Raw genomic sequence first — 20,841 nt, 5'->3', positions numbered from 1 at the left:
CGTGGACTCCGGTCGTGCGGGTTCTGGGGAAGGTGCGGCTAGTGTAGCGAAGCCCGGTGGCGCCACCGCAAGCGCCATCGGTCGGGAAGTCCGGCGCTACTGCGCCTTGCCGTCCCGGACGAAGGGGAATTTCACCACGCGCACCGGCACTTCCCTGCCGCGGATGTCGACGCGCACGCCGCTCGACACGTCGCCCGCCGGCACCCGCGCGAACGCGATCGCCTTGCCCAGCGTGGGCGAGAAGGTGCCCGACAGGATCTCGCCCTCACCCTGCGCGGTGAGCACCTTCTGGCCGTGGCGCAGCACGCCCTTCTCGTCCATCACCATGCCGATCATCTGCCGCGGCGCGCCGTCGCGCTTGTGCCGCTCCAGGACCTCACGGCCGGTGAAGTCGCGTCCCTCGTCGAGGGCGACGGTCCAGCCGAGCGCGGCTTCGTACGGGGTCACGGTGTCATCCATGTCCTGGCCGTAGAGGTTCATGCCCGCCTCCAGGCGCAGGGTGTCGCGCGCGCCGAGGCCGGCCGGTTTCACCCCGGCGGCGAGCAGCGCTTCCCACAGCGCCACCGCGTTGCCTTCCGGCACGACCACCTCGAAGCCGTCCTCGCCGGTGTAGCCGGTGCGGGCCACGAACAGGTCGCCGAAGCGCGTGCCGGGAAGGTCGGCGGCGGCGAACTTGCCGAGCTTGCCGACGGCCGCGGCCTGGGCCTCGTCGAGCAGGCCGAGCACGCGCTCGCGCGCGGTCGGACCCTGCACCGCGATCATCGACAGCTCCGGACGTTCCCGGACCTCGACGCCGAACGGCGCCGCCTGCGCGGTGATCCACGCCAGGTCCTTGTCGCGGGTGGCGGCGTTGACCACGAGCCGGAACCAGTCCTCGCGCTGGAAATAGATGATCAGGTCGTCGATCACCCCGCCCTGCGCGTTCAGCATGCAGGTGTACAGGGCCTTGCCCGGCTTCTGCAGCTTGTCGACCGAGTTGGCGACCAGCCGGCGCAGGAACGCGCGCACCTGCGCACCGTGCAGGTCGACCACGGTCATGTGGCTGACGTCGAACATGCCGGCGTCGCGGCGCACCTGGTGGTGCTCCTCGATCTGCGAGCCATAGTGGATGGGCATGTCCCAGCCGCCGAAGTCGACCATCTTGGCGCCGAGCGCGCGGTGGCTGTCGTTGAGGATGGTCTTGCTGGTCATGGTGCGCGGCCCGTATGCGAAAGGCCGTGATTATCCCAGATCGCCCGGCGAAGGGCCCGCGCGCACGGGCCGCTCAGTGGCGATGGCGGGCGTGGTCATGATCATGGTCGTGGGCGTGCTCGTGCGCCCCGGTCCGGCCGTTGCCGCAGTCGGGCCCGTGGCAGTCGCCGCGCTCGACCTGCAGGGTGGCGTGGCCGATGCCGAAGCGCTGCGCCAGCAGTTCGACCGCGACGTGGCGCAGCGCGCGGTCGTCGACGCTGTCGTCGACCACCAGGTGCGCGGTCATCGCCGACCGGCTCGACGCCAGCGCCCACACGTGCAGGTCGTGCACGTCCGACACGCCCGGCAGGCCGGCCAGTGCCGCGCGCACCTCGGCCAGGTCGATGCCGTCGGGCACGCCCATCATCAGCACGTTGCCGGCCTGGCGCATCAGCGTCCACGCGCGCGGCAGCACCCACAGCCCGATCGCGACGGCGATGATCGGGTCGGCCAGCCGCCAGCCGGTGAAATGGATCACCAGCGCGCCGACGATCACGCCGACCGAGCCGAGCATGTCGGCCCAGACTTCGAGGTAGGCGCCCTTCACGTTCAGGCTCTCGCCGCTGCCGGCCTTCAGCAACTGCATCGCGACCAGGTTCACCGCGAGCCCGGTGACACCGACGACGAGCATGCCGAGCGAGGCGACCGGCGGCGGCACCAGGAAGCGGTGCACCGACTCCCACAGGATGTAGCCGGCCAGCGCGAACAGCAGCAGGCCGTTGAGCATCGCGCCCATCGCCTCGGTGCGGACGTAGCCGAAGCTGCGGCGTGCGTCCGGCGGACGCCGGCTCAGGCGCACCGCGACCAGGGCGATGCCGAGCGCGAGCGCGTCGGTGGCCATGTGCGCGGCGTCGGACAGCAGCGCGAGGCTGTTGGTCGCGAACGCGGCCACCACCTCGACCCCCATGAACGCCACGATCAGCGCCAGCGCCCACCACAGCGGCTTCTCGTGGCGGATGCTGGCGGCGCTGGCGTGGTCGTGGTCGTGTCCCATGGCGGGAACGCTATCGGCGGCGATGCCTGTTACACAATCGCGGGCCCGAAAAACCTGTGGGAGCGCCTTCAGGCGCGATGCTTTTCGCGCGATGCCGGCGCAAAGCGAAAAGCATCGCGCCTGAAGGCGCTCCTACAAGTGCGGCGGCGGTCAGGCGGCGGATTCGACCTGCAGCGCCACGCCGTCGGTGCCGACGACGCGCACCGGCGTGCCCACGCCCAGGTCCGGGCCCTCGACCACCCAGAACGCATCGCCGATCTTCACCCTCCCGCGTCCGGCGACGATCGCCTGGTCGAGCGGCACCACGCGACCGACGTGCTGGGACGCGCGCCGGTTGAGCGTGGGATGATCGCTCTCGCGTTCGCGCCCCTTGCCGCGGACCCACTTGCGGTAGACCTGGATCGACACGAAGCTCAGCACCACGAAGGCCGCGACCTGCGCCAGCAGCGGTATGTCCGGCACCACCAGCACCGCGAGGAACACCGCGACCGCTGCGAGACCCATCCACAGCATGAACGCGCCCGGCGCCAGCGCTTCGGCCGCGAACAGCAGCAGCGCCACCGCCGCCCAGGCCACCACGTCCCAGCGAAGTTCCATGGCTCAGCCTCCGGTCGGGAAGTTCGCGCGCGGCGGCGGCGGCGGCGGGTGGCCGCCACGCGGCGCGGACGGCTGCTTGCCGAGCGCCTCCTTCGCCAGTTCGGCGATGCCGGCGATCGAACCGATGATGCCGCTGCTCTCCATCGGCATCAGCACGAACTTCTGGTTCGGCCCGGTCGCCAGTTCCCTGAACGCCTCGACGTACTTCTGCGCGACGAAGTAGTTGATCGCCTGCACGTCGCCCTGCGCGATCGCCTCGGACACCATCTGCGTCGCCTTGGCCTCCGCCTCGGCCAGGCGCTCGCGCGCCTCGGCCTCGCGGAACGCGGCTTCCTTCTGGCCCTCGGCCTGCAGGATCGCGGCCTGCTTGTCGCCCTCGGCGCGCAGGATCTCGGACTGGCGGTGGCCTTCGGCCTCCAGGATCACCGCGCGGCGCTCGCGCTCGGCCTTCATCTGCCGCGCCATCGAGTCCACCAGGTCGCGCGGCGGTGCGATGTCGCGGATCTCGATGCGGGTGACCTTGATGCCCCAGGGGTTGGTGGCGTGATCGACCACGTCGAGCAGCTGCGCGTTGATCTTCTCGCGATTGGACAGCGACTCGTCCAGGTCCATCGAGCCGATCACGGTACGGATGTTGGTCTGCACCAGCGCGATGGTGGCGATCTCCAGATTCGCCACCTCGTAGGCGGCCTTGGCCGCGTCGAGCACCTGGAAGAACACCACGCCGTCGACCTTCACCACCGCGTTGTCCTTGGTGATCACGTCCTGGCTGGGCACGTCCAGCACCTGCTCCATCATGTTGACCTTGCGGCCGACGCCGTAGACCACCGGGATCAGGAAGTGCAGGCCCGGGCTCATGGTATGGGTGTACTTGCCGAAGCGCTCGACCGTCCATTCGAAGCCCTGCGGCACCATGCGCACGGTCTTGAACAGGATGACGACGCCGGCGACCAGCAGCACCGCCGCGAGAAACATGCCTCCGCCCATGGGTGTCCCCTCCTCTTGTCGTAGTTGCAGTATAGGAGGCAGACGCCGCCTGCAGGCTGGATGTGACCGGGGCATTCCCGGCAACGCGCCCCCAAGGGGCTGTCATCCCGAGCTGAGCGAGGGATCTCCGGCGGCCAAGATCCCTCGCTACGCTCGGGATGACAAGCCGTAGCAACCATCCACCTGCGACGCTTTCCCGCCCACCCGCATCCACAATGGGGAATGCCGCCCGAATCCCGACCGCCGTCCAGCTTCGCCATCGAGGTGCCCGGCGCCCTGCTCGCCCGCGCGCGGGCCGGCGACCGCGCGGCGCTGGAACAGGTCTACCGCTGGTTCGAGCGACCCGTATTCACGCTGGCGCTGCGCATCTGCGGCGACCGCGAGGAGGCTGCCGAGGTGCTGCAGGACACGATGCTGAAGGTGATCGACCGCATCCGCGACTTCCGCGGCGACAGCCCGTTCTGGGGCTGGCTGCGGCAGATCGCGGTGAACGAGGCGCTGATGCGGTTGCGGCGCGCGAAACAGCGCCCGGACGAACTCGACCTGGACGTCCACGAACCGCAGGACGACGTCGCCCCGCCGCCGCCCGCCGCCGCCGACGCCGCGGCGCTGCAGCGCGCGCTGGCGACGCTGCCCGCCACCACCCGCAGCGTGCTGTGGCTGTACCACGCCGAGGGCTACACGCACGAGGAGATCGCCGCGCTGATGGCGCGCACCGCGAGCTTCTCGAAATCGCAGCTCGCGCGCGGCACCCGCCGCCTGCGCGCGCTGCTCGAACCCGAACCGCAGTCCGTCCCGGAGTCGGCCCATGCCTGACGCCAGTTCCAGCCAATCCCTTCCGCCCCGCGACTGGCACGAGGCCTTCGCCGCGCTGCCGCCGGAATCGCCGCCCGCCGGCGGCTGGCAGGCGGTCGCCGCGAAGCTCGACGCGCGCCGCCGCAGGCGTTGGCCGCTGTGGATAGCGAGCGCCGCGGTGCTGGCGCTGGCCGTCGCCGCGCCGTGGCGGGTGCAAGGGCCCGATGACGTCGACGCCGCACCGGCGACGACGCCCGCCGATCACCTCGCCGCCACGCCCGCCGATCCGCTCGAACGGATGTACGCCGAATCGGCCCAGCTCGAATCCCTGCTCGCCCTCGCGCGCGACGACCGCGTGTCCAGCGCCACCGCCGCCCTGCTCGCCGACGAGTTCGACGGCCGGCTGGCCGCGATCGACGCGGCGCTGATGCAGCCGGGCCTCTCGCGCGAGGAGCAGCTGTCGCTGTGGCAGCAGCGCGTCGACGGCCTGCGCACGCTCACCGGCTTCGAAAGCAACCGCCGCTGGCTCGCCTCGCAGGGCGTGCGCTACGACGCCGCGCTGGTCGCCGTCGACTGATCCACCACCGTTCCCATCGAGGTCCGCCATGAAACCCGCTTCCCTGTCCCTGCTGTCCGCCGCGCTCGCCGCGCTGCTCGCCGGCACCGCATCGGCCAACGACCCCGCGCGCGACGCCGCCGCCGCGAAGGAGCTCGCGCAGGCGCGCGAGGAACTCGCCCGCGCCGCCGAACGCGTCGCCGAACTGTCGCGCCAACATGCAGGCGATGCCGCCAGGGTCGCGCGCGCGCGGATCGAACAGGCCCTCGACCGCCCGCTGCTCGGCGTGCTGCTGTCGCCCGACGCGCAGGCCGGCGTGCGCATCACCGGCGTCACGCCCGACGGCGCGGCGGCGAAGGCCGGGCTCAGGAGCGGCGACCGGCTGCTGTCGGTCGATGGCGTGCAGATCCTGGGCAGCAGCGGCGAGCTGCGCGTGGAGAACGCGCGCAAGCTGCTCGGCAACCTGCAGGCCGACCGCCAGGTACGGCTGGGCTACCAGCGCGACGGCCGCGGCGCCAGCGTCGCGGTTACGCCCCGGGCCGGCGGCCGCGCGCTCGCATTCGCCACCGGCGACGGCGGGCGCTTCGAATGGCTCGACGAGGCGCAGCTCGAACGCACGATCTCGTCGGCGATGAAGGGACTCGACGCGGGCCTGCTGGCGCTGGAATCCGTGCCGGGGATCGCACCGGAGGTGCGCCGGGAAGTCATCCGCATCACCCGCGACGGCGCCGACTGCAAGGGCGAGGACTGCGCGGCGCCGAAGCTGCTGTCGGCGTTCCGCTGGAACGGCCTGAACCTGGCCGAGGTCGATCCGCAGCTCGGCCGCTACTTCGGCACCGACAGCGGCGTGCTGGTGCTGTCGAACGGCGAGCTGGATGGCCTGCAGGCCGGCGACGTGATCCAGCGCGTCGACGGCAAGGCAGTGGCGTCGCCGCGCGAAGTCATGGCCCAGCTGCGCGGCAAGGGTGACGGCGACAAGGTGGCGATCGATTACCTGCGCGAGCGCAAGGCCGGGCAGGCGCGGGTCACGGTTCCGAAGCTGGCGTGGCCGGTGCCGCCCGCGCCGCCTGCCCCGCCGTCGCCACCGAAGCCGCCTGCGCCTGCTGCATCCGCGCCACCCGCACCGCCGGTACCCCCCGCGCCGCCGCGCGTGGCGTTCGGCGGCGGCGACGATGCGCACGGCGAGTCCGTCGTGGCCTTGTGATGCGCGGAGGCGGTCGTACCGACGCAACCCGCGGATGATCCGATTGCCATTCCAACAGAGATCCGATTGTCATTCCGACCGAAGCCCGTTTGTCATTCCGACCGTAGGGAGGAATCTGCTTCGGGCAAGCGAAACGACGAAAGCAGATTCCTCCCTACGGTCGGAATGACAAACGTGATTGGACACGTCGGTTCAAGCCGCTGCGATGGCGGGGCGTCGGGGCGTAGCCCCGACCTACAACAGACCGTCATCCCCGCGAAGGCGGGGATGACGGTGGGTTGCTTCAGGCCAGCGACGGCCTTTGCCGGAAAACCTACTTCGCCGCAACCGGCTCCGGACCCGCGGGCTCGACCCATTCGGCGAACACCTTGTCGATCTCGGCGTCGGTCACGTCCTTGCCCTCCTGCACCTCGCCGGCCTGGGTGAACAGCGGGATGATCATCGCCATGCCGTCGATCTTGGTCTTCAGGTGCAGGCCGGCGGGATTCGCCAGCGCCGCGTCCCAGCGCGCGCGCACCCTGGCCCAGTAGTCCTTCGTCGCGGCCCAGTAGTCGTGGGCCGGCGTGAAGTCGACGTCGGTGTCCTTCTGGTAGTCGTTGAAGCCGAACTCGCGGGCGATGGTGCGCTCGGTGCTGCCGTCGGCGCGACGCACGGCCTTGGTGTTGTCCTGCTCGTGGGTCCAGCCGCCGGGGACGATGGTGTGGCGGTTCTCCACGTTCATCGCGTTGTAGTCGCTGCGCTTGGTGTACTCGCGCCGCGGCAGCGGGCGCCAGGTGCGGTCGGAGGTCCAGGTCGCCACGCCGTAGCGGTGGTTCCAGCGGCCGGTGCCGCAGTAGCGCGGCGCGTCGCTCACCTCGTAGACGCACTGCGTCCACGCACCCTTGGTCTTGTCGGCGGGGATGTCGCGCACGCGCCAGGTCTGGTCGGCCGCGAACTCCCAGCGCTGCGGCGCCTCGTAGACCCAATCCTGGCGCCAGTGCTTGGTGACGTGGCCGGACTTGGAATCGACCAGGATGTGCTGCAGCACGACCTTCGCCGGTGTGTCCTCGACCACGATCACCACCTCGTCGCCGCCGCTGCGCATCGCCGACGCGCGCTCGTAGCCGGGCGCCAGCAGCACGGTTTCGTCGAAGGCGAAATCGACCAGGTATTCGCCCTGCATGGCGAGGATCGCGGCGCGGTCCTTTTCGGGGTCGGCGATGGCGGCGTCCTGCGCGCGGGCGGCGCCGGTGGCCAGCAGCGTGAGCGCGAGGAAGGTGGTGGCGGGCATGTTCATGCTTGCTTTCCGGTGGTGTGGAGATGGGGATTGAGGCGGATCAGGGCATAGGTTTCATCATCGCCGGACGCGCGGGCGGCCGCGCGCGCGGCGCGTTCGCAGCAGCACTCGTCGACCAGGCTGGCGGCCTCGGCGCCTTGGCGATGGGCGATGCGGCGGGCGATGCCGGCGCCCAGCGGCGAGACCGACGCGAGGCTGGCCGCCAGCACCGCCGGCGGCGCGAACCCGGCGCCGGGGCCGGCGCGCAGTTCGTGCAGGCGCAGGATGCTGCCGGTCCAGCGTTCGCCGAGATTGCCGGCCAGGCGCCGCAGCAGGCGCTCGGCGACGCCGGCCGACGCCAGCGGATCGGCATGCGGCGGCAGCGCCGCGGCCAGGCCTTCCCAGGCCAGGAAATCGCTGTCGGGCAGCAGGTACAGGCGCCAGCAGCAGCGGTCGGCGCGATCGTAGAACAGCAGGCTTTCCTGCATGCCGTCGCTGTCGAGTTCGGCGCCCGCCTCGGCGCGCACCGCCTGTGACCAGCCGGCGAGTTCGCCGCCCGACGCCTGCCGGTACAGGCACAGCACCGTGCCCAGCTGCGCGAGCTGGCGCGGCGTGGGCAGGCGCGCCGTCGTCGCGGACGGCGCGTGCTCGACGAGGGCGAACGGCCGCGGCGTCATCGCCTCACCAGTCGATCGACAGGCTGGCGGCGAGGTTGCGCCCCGGCGCGGTGTAGCGGTCCACGGTCGCGCTCGAGCTGCTCACCAGCGGCACGCTGCCGGAAGGCCAGTAGCGCTTGTCGGCCAGGTTGAAGACGCCGACGTTGACCCGCGCGCCGGGCGCGAAGGTCCAGTGCGCGTACAGGTCGAGCACGCCGTAGCCGGGCGATTCGAAATAGGTGACGCCCGCGGGCGGCGGCGACATGCGGTCGCGGCGGCCGACGAAGCGGCCCGCGAGTTCCGCGCCCCAGCCGTCGCTGTCGTAGGCGAGCCCCAGCGTCGCGGTCAGCGGATCGACCGAGTCCAGCGGCACGTCGTCGGTGCGGTCGTCGCCGCGCGACCACGCCGCGGCGCCGCGCAGCGACCAGCCCGCCATCGCCTCGGAGAACGCGCCCAGATCCACGCCCGCCTTCAGCTCGACGCCGTGGATGCGCGCCTCGGCGACGTTCTGCGACTGGTACAGCATCAGACCTTCGTCGTTGAAGCCGATGAAACGGAACGACTCGATGAAGTCCTCGTAGCGGTTGTAATAGCCCGACAGGCTGGCATGGACCGCATCGCCCGAGTAGCGCAGGCCGAGTTCGAGGCCATCGCTGGTTTCGGGCTTCAGGTCCGGATTGGCGATCGCGGTGTAGCCGAACATCACGTTGGTGAAACCGATGTTGACGTCGGCGTAGGGCGGCGAGCGGAAGCCACGCGCGTAGCCGCCGAACAGCGACCAGCCGTCGCTGAAGTGCCAGACCATGCCGAGCTTGGGCGACACGCTGGTCTCGGTCAGGCCGGCGACGGCGACGCCCGGGTTGTCGCCGGCGAAGATGCCGTCGAGCTCGGGTTCAAGGTCGTAGTAGTCCACGCGCAGCGCCGGCACCAGCCGGAACGCGCCGTCGGCGAAGGCGACCTCGTCCTGCAGGTACAGCGCGGCGGTCGTGGTCTTGCTGACCGGGAAGTCGCGCACCGGGAAGTCGTCCGGCGGCATGCTCGGCGTCTGCACGCCGGTCAACGGGAACGTGCGCAGGCCGTCGCGCTTCTGCTTCGTTTCGGTCCGCGACACGTCCAGGCCCCAGGCGAGGTCGTGCACGACGGCATCGCCCAGCGCCTTGCGGAAGTTCAGCTGCAGCCCATACAGGCGCTGATCGAAGTTGAAGCTGCGCTCGCGGATGTCGCGCAGCGTCGGCGCCGGCAGCGTGCGCTCCTCGATGGTGTACTGGGTGGTCTCGCTGTCCTGGCGGTAGACCTGCCAGTCGATCGCGTCGGCGAAGCCGTCGAGCCCGTCGATCTCGTGCGCGAACGACACCCGTGCGCGGGTCTGCTTGTCGTGCGCGGCGACGCGGGTGTTGGTGGCGCCGGTCAGCGCCTGGAAGCCCTGCGAGGTCAGCATGTCAGTGTCGGCGATGTCCTCGTTGCCTTCCACCGTCAGCCGGAAACGCTGTTGTTGCGACGGCGCATACACCAGCTTGGCCAGCAGGCTGCGGCCGTCGCGCTCCTGCGGGTTCGGCTGGGTACGCGCGCTGCCGGTGCCGCCGACCTCGCCCATGTTCTCGGTTTCCTGTCCCTGGCGATGGTTCACCGCGACCATGCCCGACCAGCGCTCGCCGCCGAAGGCCGCGGTGGCGCCGCCGGACAGGCCGTTCCAGTCGCTCTCGAAACCGAGCTTGAAGCCGAAGTAGGCGTCCTTGCCGGCCTCCAGATAGTCCGAAGGATCCTTGGTGATGAACGACACGGTGCCGCCGAGGGCATCCGAGCCGTAGAGCGAACTGGTGGGGCCGCGCACCACTTCCACGCGCTTGAGCGTGTCGAGGTCGACGAAGTTGCGGTTGGCGTTGGAGAAGCTGCCGATCGAGAACGCATCCGACACCACGATGCCGTCGGTCTGGATGCGCACGCGGTTGCCGCCGAGGCCGCGGATGCGGATGTCGCCGATGCCGAAGCGGCCGAAGTTCTCGCTGACGGTGATGCCCGGTTCGTAGCGGAACAGGTCGCGCAGGTCGCGCACCAGCAGTTCGTCCATGCGCTCGCGGGTGACGACGTCGACCGTGTTGGGCACGTCGGTGATTGCGCGCTCGGTGCGCGTGGCGGTCACGACCACACGGTCGAAATCGGCGGCATCGGCAGGGACGGCGGTATCGGTGGCGGTCTCGGCCAGCGCAATTCGCGGCAACGCCGCGACCAGCGCGGCGGCAAGCAGGGTGGGACGCATGGGCAGTCTCGATGGTCTTGTGGTTCGAGGCTGGCTGGCATCCCGCACGGCAGGCGTGGCGGTGGCTTGCGGGCCTTGGGAGAGAAACGGAACCCGCGCGGCCGGTCGCCGCCGATCACGGCGACGCCCGGCTGCGGGTGATGCAGCGACTTACTTGGTGAGGATCAGCTTGTCGTTGCGCGTATGCCGCAGGCGGTAGGTCTCGTTGCCGTGGCGGATGCGCAGTTCGCGCTGTCCCTGCAGCAGGCGCAGACTGTCGATCTCGAGGGTCGGCGGCTGCGGGCGGCCGCGGTCCTGCCCCGCATCGGCCGGGGCGGCGGAAATCGGGAAGGTCTCTTGGCTCACGAGCATTGCGGCGTTCCTCACCAGTCGGGAATAACAATGCTAATGATTCTCATTTATCTGTCAACCGGTGGATGGCTTCGATAGGCATTTTCTATTGCCAGTGAATCCAAAAGTCGTCATCCCCGCGAAGGCGGGGACCCAGTGTCTTCAAGACTTTGAAAAACAAAGACACTGGGTCCCCGCCTTCGCGGGGATGACGACCTTGAAGGGAATGACGGCCTTGAGCACGGCCCCGAAACTCACCGGGTCGCCGCCTCCAGCCGCCGCCAGACCTGCTCGTCGAAGTGCTCGGACAGCGCCAGCGCCCCAAGGTTTTCAAGCAGTTGCGCCGGTCGGCTCACCCCCAGCAGGACCGTCGAGACGTAGGGGTTGGCCAGGCACCAGGCGATCGCCAGCGGTGCCGGGGCGACTCCCAGCTCGGCGGCCAGCGCGGTGAACCGGCGCGCGCGCTCGATCCGCGACGCGGCCAGCTTGTCCCGGCGCAGCGGGTCGTCCTCGCCCAGCTGCGCGAAACGGCTGTCGCCGGGCACGCCATCGTTGTACTTGCCGCTCAGCAGGCCCGAGGCCAGCGGCGACCAGACCGTGGTGCCGAGTCCATGCTCGGCGTACAGCGGCGCGTATTCGAGTTCGACGCGGTCGCGGTGCAGCAGGTTGTACTGCGGCTGCTCCATCGTCGGCGCGTGCAGGTGGTGCGTGCGCGCGACGTGGATGGCATCGCGGACCAGCGCCGCGGGCCATTCCGAAGTCCCCCAGTACAGCACCTTGCCCTGCCGGACCAGCGCGTCCATCGCCCAGACGGTTTCCTCGACCGGGGTATCGGGATCGGGGCGGTGGCAGAAGAACAGGTCGAGGTAGTCCACGCGCAGGCGCGCGAGCGCATCGTGGCAGGCGTCGCGCACGTGCTTGCGCGACAGGCCGGCCTGGGTGGGGCGCGGGTCGGCCGCCGAGCCGAAACGCACCTTGCTCGACACGCAGAAGCCGTCGCGCGGCAGGCGCAGGTCGGCGATCACGTCGCCGACCACCCGCTCGGCCTCGCCGTGCGCGTAGTTCTCGGCGTTGTCGAAGAAGTTGATGCCGTGGTCCCAGGCGAGCGCGACCAGCTCGCGCATCTCGCCGCGGCCCAGGCGCGCGCCGGCCGTCAGCCAGGCGCCGAGCGACAGCGCCGACAGCTGCAGGCCCGAGCCCCCGAGGCGGCGATAGCGCATGGTCGTCTCCGCTTGCGGTGTCCGCGGACAGTCTATGCGAGGCGCATCGCCGGGCGCATGCGCAAGCGGGCGCGCGGTATCCTCGCCGCAGTCCGTCGACCGGCCTTCCAGCGCAATGCAGGAACCCTCTTCCCTCAAGCGCGTGCTCGCCACCCTGTTCGGGCGGCCCGACGAGGTCATGCTCGAACTCGGCGCCGGCGGCGAGCTGCTGGTCGCGAAGGTACGCGCGCTGCTGTCGCTGCTGGTGCTGGCGCTGCCGCTGGTCGCGGGCCTGGGCGGGGTGGACACCGCGCAGACGCTGGTCGGGCTCGGCGTCGCCGTGTTCGTCAACGTCATGGCGCAGATCTGGCTCGCGCTCGCGCGCAACCACCGCCGCCACCACTGGCTGCCCTACGCCACCGGCACCTGGGACATCACCGCCACCAGCGGGGTGCTGGTGCTGCTCGCGCTGGACGATCCCGCGTCCGGCCTCAACAGCATGATCGTGTGGTGCTTCTACCTGCTCGCGATCGCGATGACCGCGTTGCGCAACGACGGCCGGCTGACGCTGTACGTGGGCAGCCTCGCCATCGTCCAGTACGCGCTGCTGGTCGCCGCGGTGCTGGCGGTGGCGCCGCGGCCGCTGCTGTCGATCGACTACGGCACGGTCAGCCTCGGCGGGCAGGCCGAGCGCCTGGTCCTGCTGCTGATGATGACGCTGCTCACCAGCACCATCGTCTACCGCATGCAGCGCCTGATCGAGATGTCCGGCCGCGACGGGCTGACCGGCGCGCCCAACCGCGCCTGGCTGCTGCAGCGCCTGCCGCGCATGTTCGAGGCCGCGCGCCGCGACGGCTGCTCGCTGAGCATCGGCCTGGTCGACATCGACCATTTCAAGCGCGTCTACGAGGAAATCGGCCATATCGGCGGCGACCGCGCGATCCGCCACGTGGCCGAACACCTGCGCGGCATGCTCGGCGACGACGAGCACCTGGCGCGCATCGGCGGGCAGGAGTTCGTGCTGGTGCTGCACTGCCCGATCGGCAGCGCCTGGGAGCGGATCGACCGCTACCGCCGCACGCTCTCGGAGCGGCCATTCCACCCGGACCGGGGCATCGACCCGGTCACGCTGGCCTTCAGCGCGGGCCTGGCGGCGTTCCCGCAGGACGGCGCCACGGCCTCTTCCCTGCTCGGCAGCGCCGACCGCCGGGTGCAGGAAGCCAAGCGCAGCGGGCGCAACCGGGTGATCGCGCGCGACGTCTAGGGGCTGTCGGCGGGGCCGTGCCTTCTCCCTGTCATGTCGTCTTCCTGTCATTTCGACCGAAGGGAGAAATCTCCCGCCCCAATGCTGTCATTTCGACCGAAGGGAGAAATCTCCGGGCGCAGGCGGCGCCCGGATGGAGATTTCTCGCTTCGGTCGAAATGACAAGGTTGGGGATGACAAGGTGGGGGGGGCGGTCGCGAACCGAAGCCACGGGGCCCGCTCCGGCCGCTCCCGGCGGTTGCCGCGGGCTGCCCGCTGCACTAGGCTGCCGCGTCAGTCATCGCCGGGTCGGGAACAGATGGAAGCAGTACTGGGGGTCGGTTTCGGCGCGTTCGGGCTCGCGGTCCTGATCGGCCTGACCTGGCTGTTCTCCAACAACAAGCGGCGCGTCGACTGGACCCTGGTCGCCACCGGCATCGCCCTGCAGATCGGCTTCGCCGCGCTGGTGCTGCTGGTGCCGGGCGGCCGCGACGTGTTCGACTGGCTCGGCCACGGCTTCGTGAAGATCCTCGGCTTCGTCAACGCCGGCTCGACCTTCATCTTCGGCAGCCTGATGGACACCGAGACCTACGGCTTCATCTTCGCCTTCCAGGTGCTGCCGACGATCATCTTCTTCGCCGCGCTGATGAGCGTGCTCTACCACCTCAACGTGATGCAGGCGGTGGTGCGTGCGATGGCCTGGGCGATCACCAAGGTGATGCGCGTGTCCGGCGCCGAGACCACCAGCGTCTGCGCCAGCGTCTTCATCGGCCAGACCGAGGCGCCGCTGACGGTGCGCCCCTACATCTCGAAGATGACCGAATCGGAGCTGATCACGATGATGATCGGCGGCATGGCGCACATCGCCGGCGGCGTGCTCGCCGCCTACGTCGGCATGCTCGGCGGCGGCGATCCCGAGCAGCAGGCCTTCTACGCCAAGCACCTGCTCGCGGCCTCGATCATGGCCGCGCCGGCGACCCTGGTGATCGCCAAGATCCTGATCCCCGAGGTCGGCGAGCCGCTGACCCGCGGCACGGTGAAGATGGAGGTCGAGAAGACCACCAGCAACGTCATCGACGCGGCCGCGGCCGGCGCCGGCGACGGCCTGCGTCTGGCGCTGAACATCGGCGCGATGCTGCTGGCCTTCATCGCCCTGATCGCGATGATCAACGCGCCGCTCACCTGGATCGGCGAAGTCACCGGACTGCAGGCCGCGATCGGCAAGCCGCTCGACCTGTCCGCGATCTTCGGCTGGGTGCTGGCGCCGATCGCGTGGCTGATCGGCGTGCCGTGGCAGGACGCGGGCACGGTCGGCTCGCTGATCGGGCAGAAGGTGGTCATCAACGAGTTCGTCGCCTACCTGCAGCTGGCCGACATCGTCAACGGCCGCGTCGAGGGCGTGGCGCTCACCGACCAGGGCCGCCTGATCGCGACCTACGCGCTGTGCGGCTTCGCCAACTTCAGCTCGATCGCGATCCAGATCGGCGGCATCGGCGGCCTCGCGCCAGAGCGCCGCCAGGACCTCGCCCGCTTCGGTCTGCGCGCCGTGCTCGGCGGCACCGTCGCCACGCTGATGACGGCGACCATCGCCGGCGTGCTGACCAACCTGGGCGGCTGAGCCGGAGCCAGCGAGCATGCCGCGCGTCGTCGTCGTCGGATCGTTCAATGTCGACCACGTCTGGCAGTGCGACGCACTGCCGCGCGCCGGCGAAACGCGGATCGGGCGCTACCTCACCGGTCCCGGCGGCAAGGGCTTCAACCAGGCCACCGCCTGCGCGCGCACCGGTGCGGAGACCGTGTTCGTCTGCGCGCTGGGCCAGGACGCCGGCGGACGGCTGGCGCGCACGCTCGCGGCCACGGACGGCATCGACCTGCGGCCCGGCGCCAGCGAGGAACCGACCGGCACCGCGGGCATCCACGTCGACGCCGGCGGACGCAACAGCATCGTCATCGGCCCGGGCGCCAATGCGGCGTTGACCGCGGAGTTCGTCGCGCAGCAGGCCGACGCCATCGTCGGCGCACGGATCGTGCTGGCGCAGCTGGAATCGCCGGTCGACAGCGTGCTCGAGGCGATGCGCCTGGCGCGCGCGGCCGGCATCAGGACGATCCTCAATCCCGCGCCGGCGAACGCGGAGAGTTCGCGCGAACTGCTCGCAGTCGCCGACATCCTGACCCCGAACGAAACCGAATTCGCCGCGCTGCTGGCGCGGCACACCGGCGAACGCATCGACGCCGCCGAGGTCGCGGCATTCGAGGACGCGCGCCTGCACCGCCTGTGCCGGACCCTGCTGCCGCGCGGCACCGTGGTGGTCACGCTCGGCGAGGCCGGCGCGTTCGTCTCGCACCGCGAGGACAAGTGCCGCGGCGACGACCTGCCCCACTACCGGGTGCCGGCCTACGAAGTCGCCACCGTCGACACCACCGGCGCCGGCGACGCCTTCAACGGCGCGCTCGCCACCTCGCTGGCGACGGTCTCCGATCGCGTCTTCGCCGACCACGTGCGCTTCGCCGCGCACTACGCCGCGCTGTCGACCGAACACGCCGGCGCGGCGGCGGCGATGCCGCGCTTGCCCGTCGGCGGCGGGCCGATCGGCGGCGGTTAACCGGCATGTAACGATCCAGAGGCTACCGTTGACGCGCCAAGCGGCGCATGTCCCCGGGGAGTGGAGCAACCAGATGGCAGGCAAGTTCGAGATCAGCACCCGCAAGAACGGCGAGTTCCAGTTCAACCTCAAGGCCGGCAACGGCCAGGTCATCCTGACCAGCGAGGGCTACCAGGCCAAGGCTTCGGCATTGAACGGCGTGGAGTCCGTGCGCAAGCACAGCCAGGACGACGCCAACTTCGACCGACTGACCGCGAAGGACGGCAGCCCGTACTTCAACCTCAAGGCCAGCAATGGCCAGGTCATCGGCCACAGCGAGATGTATTCGGGCGCGGCCGCGCGCGACAACGGCATCGCCTCGGTCAAGAGCAACGCGCCGGACGCGGAACTGGTCGACCTGAGCGCCTGAGCGACACCGCGACACCCGTCGAAAGCCCGGTTCCCCGGGCCTTCGGCGCATCCGGCCGGTAGAATGCGCGCCATGCGCATCGGCCCCCACGCCATCGAACCCAGGCTGATCCTCGCCCCGATGGCGGGCGTCACCGACAAGCCGTTCCGGCAGCTGTGCAAGCGGCTCGGCGCGGGGCTGGCGGTGTCGGAGATGACCACCAGCGACCCGCGCTTCTGGAATACGCGCAAGTCGCGCACGCGCATGGACCACGACGGCGAGCCGGATCCGGTCAGCGTGCAGATCGCCGGCACGATTCCGCAAGTGATGGCCGACGCGGCGCGCCACAACGCCGACCACGGCGCCCAGCTCATCGACATCAACATGGGTTGCCCCGCGAAGAAGGTCTGCAACGCCTGGGCGGGTTCGGCGCTGATGCAGGACGAGGCGCTGGTCGCGCGCATCCTCGAAGCCGTGGTGAAGGCCGTCGAGGTGCCGGTCACTCTGAAGATCCGCACCGGCTGGGACGCGGACCACCGCAACGCGCCCGCCATCGCCCGCATCGCGCAGGACAGCGGCATCGCCGCGCTCGCCGTGCACGGCCGCACCCGCGACCAGCAGTACACCGGCACCGCCGAGTACGACACCATCGCCGCGATCAAGGCCGACCTGCGCATCCCCGTCGTCGCCAACGGCGACATCGACTCGCCGCGCAAGGCGCTCGACGTGCTGCGCCACACCAACGCCGACGCGGTGATGATCGGCCGCGCCGCACAGGGGCGTCCGTGGATCTTCCGCGAGATCGCGCACTTCCTCGCCACCGGCCAGACGCTGCCGCCGCCTTCGCTGGCCGAAGTGCGCGACATCCTGCTCGGCCACCTGCAGGCGCTGCATTCCTTCCATGGCGAACAGGCCGGCGTGCGCATCGCGCGCAAGCACCTGGGCTGGTATGCGAAGGACCGACCCGAGCACTCGTTCGAACAGCGGCGCGCGTTCCTCGCCGTGGTCAACCGCGCACAGACCGCACAGGCGCAGCTGCAGCTGACCCGCGACTACTTCGACGCGCTGGTCGCGGGCGTGGCGCCGCACCTGCCGGTCGCGGCCTGAGCCCCCGCCGACTTGCCAGCACGCGCGGCGCCGACCAAGATCGCCGCTACCCGGCGACCACCGGCCGGGATGGGAAGGGGCGCATGGAATCGCAGGGACAAGGGCCGGACGCGTCGCGCCGGCCGATCAGGGCACGCGGCAACGCCGTCATCCGCAGGATCGCATCGGCGCTGGCGCGTTCGCCGCTGACGCCGAACGCGATCTCGATGCTGAGCATCCTCTTTGCCGCCGCGGGCGCCGCCGCACTGCTGTGGCTGCCGCCCTGGGGCGCATGGCTGTGCGCGACCGGCATCCAGCTGCGGCTGCTGTGCAACCTGTTCGACGGCATGGTCGCGGTCGAGGGTGGCCAGTCGACGCCGACCGGCGCGCTGTACAACGAAGTGCCCGACCGCGTCGCCGACAGCGTGCTGCTGGTCGCGCTCGGCCATGCGGCAGGCCTGCCGTGGGCCGGATGGCTGGCCGCCCTGCTCGCGGCGGCGACCGCGTACCTGCGCACGCTCGGCGGCGCGCTCGGCCAGCCGCAGGATTTCCGCGGGCCGATGGCCAAGCAGCACCGCATGGCGCTGATGACGCTGGCCTGCGCGATCGCGCCGCTGGAGGCGATGGCCGGCGGAACGCGCCATGCGCTGGTGGTCGCGGTGCTGGCGATCGCGGCCGGTTCGCTGCTGACCTGCGGGACGCGCCTGCGCGCGATCGCGGCCCGGCTGGAGACGGGCGCATGATCGCGCGGCTCGGCGCCGCCGCCCTGGTCGGCATCACCCGCACCCTGGTCGGCGCACGCGCGCAGTGGCGGATCGCACCGCCATCGGGCCAGTGCATCTATTTCGCCAACCACACCAGCCACCTCGACACGGTGGCGATCTGGTCGGCGCTGACGCCGCGGCAGCGCGCCCGCGTGCGCCCGGTGGCCGCGCGCGACTATTGGGACAAGCCGGGCCTGCGCGGCTGGCTGTCGGGTCGCGTGCTGCGCGCGATCCTGATCGACCGCAACCGCGAAACGCCCGACGCCGACCCGCTGCAGCCGGTGCGCGAGGCCCTGCAGCAGGGCGATTCGCTGATCCTGTTCCCCGAAGGCACGCGCAGCAGCGAGCGGCTGCCGCAGCGCTTCCGCAGCGGGCTGTTCCGGCTCGCGGAGGCGTTCCCGCAAGTGCAACTGGTGCCGGTCTACCTCGACACCCTGCACCGCAGCCTGCCCAAGGGCGCGCTGCTGCCCCTGCCGCTGCCGCTGTACTGCAACGTCAACTTCGGCGCGCCGCTGGCGCTGGAAACCGGGGAATCGCGCGAGGCGTTCCTCGAACGCGCGCGCGGCGCGGTGGAGGCGATGGCATGAACCCGCAGGCGAAGATCATCGCCGTGTTCTCGGGCATCGTCGCCCTGCTGCTGGTGGCCTCGCTCGTCGGCTGGCTGCTGTCGCGGCGCGGGCCCGATGGCGGCGGCGACACGGTGCGCAACCTCAACGCCCGCGTGCGCGCCTGGTGGGGCATGGTCGCCGTGCTCGGCGCCTGCTTCGCCATCGGTCCGGTGGCGACGCTGGTGGTGTTCGCCTTCATCTCGTTCTTCGCGCTGCGCGAGTTCATCACCCTCACGCCGACCCGCGCCGGCGACCACCTGCCGCTGGTGGCGGCGTTCTACCTGCTGATCCCGATCCAGTACTGGCTGATCTTCGACCAGTGGTACGGCCTGTTCGCGATCTTCATCCCGGTCTACGCCTTCCTGTCGCTGCCGGTACTGGCGGTGTTCGGCGGCGACACCACCGATTTCCTCGAACGCACCACCAAAATCCAGTGGGGCACGATGGTGGCGATCTACTGCATCAGCCACGCGCCGGCGCTGATGATCCTGCATCCGGACGCGCCGCCCGGACAGGGCCAGTTGCTGCTGCTCTACCTGATGCTGGTGGTGCAGATCAGCGACGTGATGCAGTACGTGTTCGGCAAGCTGTTCGGGCGCCGCAAGCTGGCGCCGGCGGTGAGCCCGTCGAAGACCGTCGAGGGACTGGTCGGCGGCGGCCTCGCCGCGGTCGGCATCGGCACCGCGCTGTGGTGGATGACGCCGTTCTCGCCGCTGCAGGCGGCGGGCATGGCGACGGTGATCGTGGTCGCCGGCGTCTGCGGCGGGCTGGCGCTGTCGGCGGTCAAGCGCAGCCTCGGCGCCAAGGACTGGGGGCGCATGATCGAAGGCCACGGTGGGATGATGGACCGGATGGATTCGGTGGTGTTCGCCGCGCCGGTGTTCTTCCACCTGACCCGCTACTGGTTCCCGGCGTAGGGGCGCTCCCCGGGCGCGGGCGCGCTGCCGGTGTCCGCGGCAGCCGGCACGGAGGGCGATGCAGGTTCGGTCCAGATGCGGTCCCACATCTGCGGCAGGCGCCGCCGCGCTTCCCAGGGCCAGGACAGCTGTTCCGGCGGGATCTCGCGCCAGGCGCGCCCGTCGCGCTCGGCCACCGCGACGTTGAAGCTGTAGTCCGGCTCGGCGCCCATGCGCAGGTCGCTGAGCACCAGTCGCCCGTCGCGATCGTGCGCCTTCATGAAGCCATGGTTGAACCACGCCAGCCGGGCGACGGCCGGATAGGCGACGACGTCGCCCAGGGCGGCCGTGTCGGACCGATGATGACGGAAGGCGATCGGCCGCGCGTCCGCGACCAGCGAATGCTCGCCCTCGACGAAGCCCTCCGGCGTCATCGCCACCACCCGCCACAGCAGGGTGTTGAACGGCATCGGCACCGAGAAGCGCGGCGCGTCCTGCAGGCCGAGCGCGGCCAGCGAGCGCTCCGCTTCGCGTTCGACCATGGCCTTGGCGACCAGCGACCAGCCCAGATAGGCCGTGCCCAGCGCGAGGCCGGCCACCAGCGCCCGCTGCGCGAACGGCTTCTGGCCGGCGAAGACGGCGACCGCGACGCCCAGCAGCAGCCAGAGCGTGTAGCCCGGGTCGATGATGAATACGCTCGACCACATCACCGGCGGCGTCGCCAGCGGCCACAGCAGCTGCGTGCCGTAGACGGTGAAGGCATCGAGCAGCGGATGCGTGACCAGCGCCAGCTGGATCGCCCAGAACCAGCGCCGCGGCGATTCGGCCACACGCCTGCCTCGCGAGCGGTAGAAGGCCCAGATCGCCCATGCCAGCAGCGGCAGCACGAACAGCGAATGGCTGAAGCCGCGGTGCAGGGTCATCAGCGCCACGGGGTCGTCGGTGAACAGCCGGATCGGGAACGAGTCGAGGTCGGGCAGCGTGCCGAGCGCGGCGCCGGCGAGCATGGCGGCGCGGCGATGCGCGGGAGGGACGACGGCGCCGGCGACCGAGGCGCCGAGCAGGATCTGGGTGATGGAGTCCATCGGCGGAGCCTATCCGATCCGCACGGGAAATCGATTGATCGGCAGGATATGACGATGTCATCCCGAGCGAAGCGAGGGATCTGCTTCCCGGGCAACAGCCACAAGGCG

21 protein-coding genes are annotated in these 20,841 nt (G+C 70.7%); 11 read left to right on the top strand and 10 right to left on the bottom strand.

Annotation, left to right across the window (positions count from 1 at the left end):
- Window positions 1-96: 96 nt before the first annotated feature.
- The 4 genes from gcvT to FQY83_RS07215 all read right to left on the bottom strand — a co-directional run bounded on the left by gcvT (window position 97) and on the right by FQY83_RS07215 (window position 3,808).
- Complete coding sequence (gene gcvT / locus FQY83_RS07230) at window positions 97-1,191, bottom strand: glycine cleavage system aminomethyltransferase GcvT (protein WP_146386602.1); 1,095 nt, start codon at window positions 1,189-1,191, stop codon at window positions 97-99.
- Window positions 1,192-1,264: 73 nt separating this feature from the next.
- Window positions 1,265-2,224 (bottom strand): cation diffusion facilitator family transporter, encoded by a 960-nt coding sequence (locus FQY83_RS07225; RefSeq protein WP_146386599.1) that lies wholly within the window; start codon window positions 2,222-2,224, stop codon window positions 1,265-1,267.
- 150 nt (window positions 2,225-2,374) lie between these two features.
- Window positions 2,375-2,821, bottom strand: a complete 447-nt coding sequence (locus FQY83_RS07220) for an NfeD family protein (protein WP_146386597.1) — start codon at window positions 2,819-2,821, stop codon at window positions 2,375-2,377.
- Between the two features lie 3 nt (window positions 2,822-2,824).
- Window positions 2,825-3,808 carry an SPFH domain-containing protein gene (locus FQY83_RS07215; RefSeq protein WP_146386595.1) on the bottom strand — a complete coding sequence of 328 codons (984 nt, stop codon included), beginning with the start codon at window positions 3,806-3,808 and terminating at the stop codon, window positions 2,825-2,827.
- A 222-nt stretch (window positions 3,809-4,030) separates the two neighbouring features.
- Here FQY83_RS07215 and FQY83_RS07210 point away from each other — a divergent pair, with 222 nt between their 5' ends.
- From FQY83_RS07210 to FQY83_RS07200, 3 genes are read left to right on the top strand one after another with little or no spacing between them, the layout of a single operon-like run.
- The gene (locus FQY83_RS07210; protein WP_146386592.1) at window positions 4,031-4,624 is read left to right on the top strand and encodes an RNA polymerase sigma factor; all 594 of its coding nucleotides are present in this window, start codon (window positions 4,031-4,033) and stop codon (window positions 4,622-4,624) included.
- Window positions 4,617-5,180: a hypothetical protein gene (locus tag FQY83_RS07205; protein ID WP_146386590.1), complete on the top strand. Its 564-nt coding sequence runs from the start codon at window positions 4,617-4,619 to the stop codon at window positions 5,178-5,180. The genes FQY83_RS07210 and FQY83_RS07205 overlap by 8 nt, the downstream gene beginning before the upstream one ends.
- 28 nt (window positions 5,181-5,208) lie before the next feature.
- Complete coding sequence (locus FQY83_RS07200; RefSeq protein WP_146386589.1) at window positions 5,209-6,363, top strand: PDZ domain-containing protein; 1,155 nt, start codon at window positions 5,209-5,211, stop codon at window positions 6,361-6,363.
- A 313-nt stretch (window positions 6,364-6,676) separates the two neighbouring features.
- On the opposite strand, the gene FQY83_RS07195 is transcribed toward FQY83_RS07200, so the two are convergent.
- The 5 genes from FQY83_RS07195 to FQY83_RS07170 form a co-directional block, all read right to left on the bottom strand.
- Window positions 6,677-7,633 carry a DUF6607 family protein gene (locus tag FQY83_RS07195; RefSeq protein WP_146387230.1) on the bottom strand — a complete coding sequence of 319 codons (957 nt, stop codon included), beginning with the start codon at window positions 7,631-7,633 and terminating at the stop codon, window positions 6,677-6,679.
- A gap of 2 nt (window positions 7,634-7,635) precedes the next feature.
- A complete protein-coding gene (locus tag FQY83_RS07190; RefSeq protein WP_146386587.1) occupies window positions 7,636-8,295 on the bottom strand; it encodes a Hemin transport protein in 660 nt (219 codons plus the stop codon).
- 4 nt (window positions 8,296-8,299) lie between these two features.
- Complete coding sequence (locus FQY83_RS07185; protein ID WP_146386585.1) at window positions 8,300-10,531, bottom strand: TonB-dependent hemoglobin/transferrin/lactoferrin family receptor; 2,232 nt, start codon at window positions 10,529-10,531, stop codon at window positions 8,300-8,302.
- Window positions 10,532-10,681: 150 nt separating this feature from the next.
- On the bottom strand, window positions 10,682-10,882 hold the full coding sequence (hemP, locus tag FQY83_RS07180; protein WP_146386583.1) for a hemin uptake protein HemP: 201 nt from the start codon (window positions 10,880-10,882) through the stop codon (window positions 10,682-10,684).
- 233 nt (window positions 10,883-11,115) lie between these two features.
- Entirely contained in the window at window positions 11,116-12,081 is a 966-nt protein-coding gene (locus FQY83_RS07170; protein WP_146386579.1) for an aldo/keto reductase, read from the bottom strand.
- Between the two features lie 115 nt (window positions 12,082-12,196).
- Between FQY83_RS07170 and FQY83_RS07165 the strand changes: the two genes are divergently transcribed.
- The 8 genes from FQY83_RS07165 to FQY83_RS07130 all read left to right on the top strand — a co-directional run bounded on the left by FQY83_RS07165 (window position 12,197) and on the right by FQY83_RS07130 (window position 19,669).
- A complete protein-coding gene (locus FQY83_RS07165; RefSeq protein ID WP_158636450.1) occupies window positions 12,197-13,324 on the top strand; it encodes a GGDEF domain-containing protein in 1,128 nt (375 codons plus the stop codon).
- Between the two features lie 298 nt (window positions 13,325-13,622).
- On the top strand, window positions 13,623-14,921 hold the full coding sequence (locus FQY83_RS07160; RefSeq protein WP_146386575.1) for a NupC/NupG family nucleoside CNT transporter: 1,299 nt from the start codon (window positions 13,623-13,625) through the stop codon (window positions 14,919-14,921).
- Window positions 14,922-14,937: 16 nt separating this feature from the next.
- The gene (locus FQY83_RS07155) at window positions 14,938-15,906 is read left to right on the top strand and encodes a ribokinase (protein WP_146386573.1); all 969 of its coding nucleotides are present in this window, start codon (window positions 14,938-14,940) and stop codon (window positions 15,904-15,906) included.
- A 73-nt stretch (window positions 15,907-15,979) separates the two neighbouring features.
- A complete protein-coding gene (locus FQY83_RS07150) occupies window positions 15,980-16,315 on the top strand; it encodes a YegP family protein (protein ID WP_146386571.1) in 336 nt (111 codons plus the stop codon).
- Window positions 16,316-16,387: 72 nt separating this feature from the next.
- Complete coding sequence (dusB, locus tag FQY83_RS07145; RefSeq protein ID WP_146386569.1) at window positions 16,388-17,401, top strand: tRNA dihydrouridine synthase DusB; 1,014 nt, start codon at window positions 16,388-16,390, stop codon at window positions 17,399-17,401.
- A gap of 83 nt (window positions 17,402-17,484) precedes the next feature.
- Complete coding sequence (locus FQY83_RS07140) at window positions 17,485-18,123, top strand: CDP-alcohol phosphatidyltransferase family protein (RefSeq protein WP_146386567.1); 639 nt, start codon at window positions 17,485-17,487, stop codon at window positions 18,121-18,123.
- The gene (locus FQY83_RS07135; RefSeq protein WP_146386565.1) at window positions 18,120-18,731 is read left to right on the top strand and encodes a lysophospholipid acyltransferase family protein; all 612 of its coding nucleotides are present in this window, start codon (window positions 18,120-18,122) and stop codon (window positions 18,729-18,731) included. The genes FQY83_RS07140 and FQY83_RS07135 overlap by 4 nt, the downstream gene beginning before the upstream one ends.
- Window positions 18,728-19,669 (top strand): phosphatidate cytidylyltransferase, encoded by a 942-nt coding sequence (locus FQY83_RS07130; RefSeq protein ID WP_146386563.1) that lies wholly within the window; start codon window positions 18,728-18,730, stop codon window positions 19,667-19,669. Before FQY83_RS07135 ends, FQY83_RS07130 begins: the two co-directional genes overlap by 4 nt.
- On the opposite strand, the gene FQY83_RS07125 is transcribed toward FQY83_RS07130, so the two are convergent.
- The gene (locus FQY83_RS07125; protein WP_146386561.1) at window positions 19,651-20,733 is read right to left on the bottom strand and encodes a metal-dependent hydrolase; all 1,083 of its coding nucleotides are present in this window, start codon (window positions 20,731-20,733) and stop codon (window positions 19,651-19,653) included. The two genes, FQY83_RS07130 and FQY83_RS07125, sit on opposite strands and share 19 nt — an antisense overlap.
- Window positions 20,734-20,841 lie beyond the last annotated feature (108 nt).

It is taken from the genome of Luteimonas marina (genome assembly GCF_007859325.1).
In the GTDB taxonomy this organism is placed as follows: domain Bacteria; phylum Pseudomonadota; class Gammaproteobacteria; order Xanthomonadales; family Xanthomonadaceae; genus Luteimonas; species Luteimonas marina.
Note: the sequence above shows the minus strand (reverse complement) of the source record. Positions and strands in the feature narration are given on the sequence as shown.